The sequence below is a fragment of the Streptomyces sp. W16 genome (assembly GCF_033194735.1).
Classification (GTDB): Bacteria; Actinomycetota; Actinomycetes; order Streptomycetales; family Streptomycetaceae; genus Streptomyces.
On sequence record NZ_JAWOAI010000661.1, the window covers coordinates 1 to 4,610 of the forward strand.

Here is a 4,610-nt window from a genome sequence, read left to right on the forward strand (position 1 = left end):
TGAGCGCGCCGGCCGCCGAGGCGCCGGGGCCGAAGACGGCGGCGCCCATCGCGGCGAGGACCCGAGTGGCGGTGAGGAAGCCGTAGTTGGGTGCTACGGCGCCGAGCGCGGCGCCGACGGTGAGGAGCCCGATGCCGACGAGGAGGACGCGTTTGCGGTTCCACCGGCGCAGCAGGATGGGGGCGGTGGGCGCGAAGACGGCGAAGGTGAGCGCGAAGACGGTGACGAGGATGCCCACCGAGGCGGGCTGGACGTGCAGGTCGTCCCCGATCGGGCCGTTGAGGCCCACCACCGCCAGCGAGATCGTCCCCAGGCTGAAGTAGCCGAGTGACAGCGACAGCAAGGCCGGTAAGGCGCTGCGGGACGGCATCACGCCACCTCCTCTTCCGAACGGGAAAGTTGCATACGGCGACCGTAGGAGCGCCCGGCGGACCCTCGCGCGCGTCGCGAGGAGGCCGGCCGCACTGCCCGAGGTCCGTGCCCGCACTACGTCAGGTCGCGCCGAAGGACCGTGAGCGCAGCACCAGCGGCACGCTCCGGCCAGTACTGATCACCCAGTGCTCCACGGCGTTGACCAGCAAGAGCAGCAGGGTGGTGAGGGCCAGGACGGCGAGGGCCGGCACGAAGGGTGCCGCGATGGCGGCGGCCAGCAGGACCAGTCCGCAGTAGAAGCGGGTGGCGGACGCTGCGCCGAACATCCGGCGACGCGTGTAGCAGAACGTCAGCAGGATCAGGGCGGCGCCGACGGGCAGCAGTCCGGCGGCGCCGGAGTGCGGGGCACGGAGCGGGTCGTGGACGGTGCGTACGGCACCGACGGAGACCAGCAACAGGCCGGTGACCAGGGCGAGATGGCCGTAGCTGAGGACGTCGCGGACGACGACGGCGGGGGTGGGGTGGGTGCGCAGGGCGTGGGCGACGGCCGACGCGGCGAGGTGGAAGTAGAGCCACCACAGGGCGCAGCCGATGAGGAAGGCGAGGACGAGCGCGGTCAGGCTGACCGGGTCGAGCGGGCCTTTGGCGACTCCGGCGCCGACGGAGAAGATGTTCTCGCCGAGGGCGATGATGATGAACAGGCCGAAGCGCTCCGGGAGATGGTTGACGCCGAAGGCCAGTCGCCGCAGATGGCCGCTGAGCAGCACGGGTGCCACCAGTTCGGCGACCACGGCGACCGCCCAGCACACCTCTCGCCAGGGAGCGGGGAGGGTGGCGGCGGCGAACAGCACCAGGGCGAAGGCGAGTCCGGCCCGGTAGGGGTGGATGGTGTAGAGGGCGCACTCTCTGCGGATGGCCTCGCCGATGAGCAGGCGCAGAGCGAGGTAGCTGCCCGCGTACAGCAGGGCCTGTTCGCTGTTGTCGAGCGCCTGCGGCGCGGCAACTGCCATGCCGTAGACGGCGAGTGCGGTCATCAGGAGGAACACGCGTTGCAGATTGGTCTCGTGGACGGCGTTCATCGCCATGACGACGTCCACCCAGGCCCACCAGAGCGGGACGAGCACGAGCAGACACTGTCCGAGGACGGGCCAGGTGGGGTGTCCGGCGAGCAGGTGCGCGATCTGGCCCACGCCGAACGCGAGGACAAGATCGAAGAAGAGCTCCGCCCAGGTGGCCCGGTCGCGCACCTGAACGGCCGGGACGGTCGTTGTCGCGGTTGCGTCGGTCATCGTCGTATCGGCGCACGGGCGGGGCCCGGCGGGTGCGGAATGTGAGAAACGGCCGCCTACTGCGGCGAGTTGAGCCGCTCGCTGTCGGAAGTTCAGGGCCCGTCGAGCGCCACCCGCACCGGGCCGCCCTCGGCGTCGACCAGGTGGGTCCAGCGTGCCGTGAGCGTCAGGGTGCGGTTCGGGAGGGCCTCGCGGAGGCCTTCGCGGTGGAGCAGGCGGCCGTCCTGGACGACGTGCAGGACGGCGCGGTGCAGCGGTTCCGACGTGCGCAGGACGTACGGGCGGCGGTCGTCCGGCGCGACCCGGTTCGGGGCGATCCAGCGCAACGGCGAGTCGACGAGGATGGGGACAGCCGCACGAGGCTGGCCAACACCTGCGAGCAACTCCCTTACGGCGGCTGCCACATGGGCGCCCTCGCGGGTGGCGGTGGCCGCGCTCTCCACGGGGTGCAGCACACTGCCGGCGGCGAACACCCCGGGCCGCGAGGTGTGCAGGGTCCCGTCGACGGCGGGGCCCCGGGTACCGGGGTCCAGAACGAGCCCGCCACGCCTGGCGAGTTCGTGGTCGGGCACGAAGTCCCCGGTGAACACGACGGTGTCGCAGGCCAGTTGGGCGGTACGTCCGTCCCGGTGCCGAATGCGGACGCCGGACAGCCGCCCGTGGCCGAGGAGTTCGGCGACCGTGGCGTCGGTGAGCAGCGGGACGCGGTGTCCGAGTCGGGCCTGGCGGGCGCGAGCGGCCGTCGTCTGCGAACAGCTGAACTCGGTGACCATGGCTACGACTTCGGCTCCGGCGGCCCGCGCCGTGTCGGCCGCCGCGTAGGAGACGTCCTCGGCACCGACCACGACCACCCGGGTGCCGATCCGCTGCCGGTACAGGTGCACCGCCTGCTGCAACTCGCCGGTGGTGTACACCCCGTCGGGCCGGGTGCCCGGCACCAGACGGGCGGCGCGGGGGCGTTCACGGGCACCGGTGGCGAGGACGACGGCCGCCGCACGGACGGTCTCCGGCCCTTGCGGGCCAACGGTGTTGAGGGCCAGCGGCCCCGCCCAGTCGAGGGCCGTGACCCCGGTACGGACGACAGCTCCGGCACGCACGGCGGCACCGAGGACCAGGCGGGCGTACCCGGGCCCGGTGAGCGGATGCGTCCAGGTGCCGAAGCCGCCATGGTGGCAGTGCCGGGGCACTCCTCCGGCGTGCTGCTCCCGGTCCAGGACTTCGACGCGGGCGACTCCGGCGACGGCGAGACGCGCGGCGGCGGCGAGTCCGGCGGGGCCGGCGCCGACGATCAGGACGTCGACGTCGCGGGGTGGGCGTTCGTGGGGCGGGCGTTCGCTCAGTGGATGTTCGTGGGGTGGGTATTCGCTCGGTGGGTGTTCGCTCGGCGGGCCGGTCACGCCTCGGCTCTTTCGAACAGCTCCCGCACGGCTGCCCCGCAGTAGAACCCCTGACAGCGGCCCGCCCGGGCCCGCGTACGCCGACGCAGTCCCTCCAGGCTGCGCGGCGGGACCGTGCTGGCGAGCGCGTCCCGTATCTCGCCGCGCGTCACGCGCTCGCAGTGGCAGACGAGGGTGCCGTACTCCGGGTCGGCGGCGATGAGTTCGGCCTGTTGGTGCGGGCGGGGGTGGGCCTCGCCGAGGTTCGGCATGCGGACCGGTTCCAGTTCCTCCGCCGGACCGAGGTCGAGGCCCGTGTCGGCGAGCAGCGCGGTGACATGTGCGGCGATCGCGAGGGACGCGGTCAGGCCGGTGGAGCGGATGCCGCCGACCGTGAGGTACGCCTGCCCGGGGTGCGCGGTGATGCGGTAGTCGTCGTGCTCGGTGGCGGCGCGCAGTCCGGCGTAGACGGCGGTGATCTCCTCGTCGAGCAGCGCGGGCAGGATGCGGGCGCCCTTCTCCCGCAGCAGGGCGAGGCCTTCGGCGGTCGAGCCGGTCGCGTGCTTGTCGTCCAGGTCCTCGGCGGTGGGGCCGAGCAGCAGGTTGCCGTAGACGGTCGGGGCGACGAGCACACCCTTGCCGAGTGCCGTGGGGACGGGCAGGAGGATGTGGCGGAGCAGGTCGCGGGCGAGCTTGTCGAAGACGATCAGCTGACCCCGGCGCGGGGTGACGGTGAAGTCGTGGTGGCCGAGACGGCGGTCGAGGGTGTCGGCGTGCAGTCCGGCGGCGTTGACGAGGTGACGGGCGCGGAGGATGCCCCGGGAGGTGGTGAGGACGTGGGTGCCGCCCTGCCGACTCCCCTTCTCCATACGGGAGTTGAGGTGCAGATCGACTCCGTGCCGGACCGCCTGTGTGGCGTACGCCAGTGTCGTCGTCCACGGGCAGATGATGCTCTCGCCGGGCACGTGCAGGGCGCCGAGCGCACCAGGGCCGAGGTGTGGTTCGCGTTCGTGGAGTTCGGGCGGCTCGATGAGGCGGGCGTCGCCGTATTCGTTGCGTACGGCCTTCTCCGCCAAGTGCGGGAGCGCCGCTAGCTGTTCCTCGTCCCAGGCGACGAGCAGCGCGCCGACCGGCTCGACGGGGATGCCCGACTCGGCGGCGTACGCGGCGAGTTGGCGTGCGCCCTCGCGGACGAGGCGTGCTTCGAGGGAGCCCGGTACCGCGTCGAAGCCGGTGTGCAGGATCGCGGTGTTGGCCTTGGAGGTGCCCTGGCCGATGTCGTCCTGGGCCTCGACGACCGCGACGCGCAGCTGCGGATGGCGGGCCAGTTCGCGGGCGATCGCGCAGCCGACCACTCCGGCGCCGACCACCGCCACGTCGTAACTCCGCGACGGCAGCGGGCCGTTGGCCGTGACGGTCATACGGGGGTTCGGTCGAGCAGGGCGGTGACCTCGGCCCGGAAGGCGGCGAGGCGTTCGGCCGCCCGGTCGGGGCTGATGCGGGGCTCGTAGACGGCGGAGGGTTTCCCGTCGGGCAGCGCGTCGGCGACGGTCAGTCCGGGCTCGGCACCGAG

4 protein-coding genes and 1 pseudogene are annotated in these 4,610 nt (G+C 72.7%); all 5 read right to left on the minus strand.

Features of this window, described 5'->3' with window-relative positions; genetic code table 11:
- Window positions 1-370: MFS transporter (locus R6V09_RS46470; RefSeq protein ID WP_317887505.1), on the minus strand; the 370-nt coding region annotated here is incomplete at its 3' end.
- Between the two features lie 121 nt (window positions 371-491).
- Window positions 492-1,661 carry a low temperature requirement protein A gene (locus tag R6V09_RS46475; protein WP_317887506.1) on the minus strand — a complete coding sequence of 390 codons (1,170 nt, stop codon included), beginning with the start codon at window positions 1,659-1,661 and terminating at the stop codon, window positions 492-494.
- Window positions 1,662-1,753: 92 nt separating this feature from the next.
- A complete protein-coding gene (locus R6V09_RS46480; RefSeq protein ID WP_317887508.1) occupies window positions 1,754-3,001 on the minus strand; it encodes an NAD(P)/FAD-dependent oxidoreductase in 1,248 nt (415 codons plus the stop codon).
- A gap of 53 nt (window positions 3,002-3,054) precedes the next feature.
- Window positions 3,055-4,458: an FAD-dependent oxidoreductase gene (locus tag R6V09_RS46485; RefSeq protein ID WP_317887507.1), complete on the minus strand. Its 1,404-nt coding sequence runs from the start codon at window positions 4,456-4,458 to the stop codon at window positions 3,055-3,057.
- Window positions 4,455-4,610, minus strand: a pseudogene (locus R6V09_RS46490) (FGGY family carbohydrate kinase); the annotation flags it as partial. The pseudogene R6V09_RS46490 and the gene R6V09_RS46485, both read right to left, overlap by 4 nt.